Below are 836 nucleotides of genomic sequence, written 5' to 3'. Positions count from 1 at the left end.
ACGAGTACGGCTTCGGAGCCGTCGGCCGCGGCCCCGCTGCTGGATCTGCAGGCGCTGGTGGTGGCGGTGCGGAGGCGGCGCCGCCTCTGGGGGGCCATGGCGCTGCTGGGGCTGCTCGCCGGCGCGGCGATCGCGGTCCTGCTACCGCCGCCGCCGACCGCGGTGACCAAGGTGCTGGTCGCGCATCAGGCGGACCAGCCGAACGATCCCGGAACGCTGATCCGCACCGACGTCGCGCTGCTGCAGACCACACGGATCGCGGACCTGGCCCTGCGGTCCCTGGAGTCCTCGGAGGAACCGGAGGACTTCGTGCGGGACTACGAGGGCATCGGGCTCACCAACAACGTGCTCCAGATCAACGTGAGCGCCGGCAGCGACGCGGAGGCGGTGGCCCGCGCCGAGGCGCTGGCCGATGCGTTCGTCGCGGACCACGTGCGGCGGATCCGGGAGGCCGCGAAAGCGGAGGCCGAGACCCTGCTCGACCAGCGTGACCGGATGCGGGACGAACTCGCCCAGGTCAACAGGGCGATCGGGGACGGACCGCCGGAGAGTGATCCGAAGGCGTCGGCGGACATGGAGTCGCTCTTCGCCCGCCGGGCCGAACTCACCTCGCGGATCACCGATTTCGGCCAGCGCGCCGCGGAGGCGCGCCTCGGCACGCCCCGGCTCGTCGCCGGCACACAGATCGTGGACGCCCCGCACGCGGTGCGGCACTCCCTGCCCACGGCCGCCGCCACCAACGCCGCGATCGGGCTCGTGCTCGGGCTCTTCCTCGGGCTCGCGGTCGCCGCGGTCAGCACGGTGGTGGCGGACCGCCCCGTGCTGCGCCGGGACAT

At 73.8% G+C, this 836-nt stretch carries 1 protein-coding gene; it reads left to right on the top strand.

The window, feature by feature from the left end; translation table 11 throughout:
* The coding region (locus tag ACYVE9_RS28970; RefSeq protein ID WP_461030848.1) for a Wzz/FepE/Etk N-terminal domain-containing protein at nucleotides 1–836 on the top strand (836 nt) is incomplete at both ends.

The organism is Streptomyces sparsus (genome assembly GCF_054776295.1).
The sequence above is the reverse complement of the archived record's forward strand: the minus strand, read 5'-3'. Positions and strand labels throughout refer to the sequence as shown.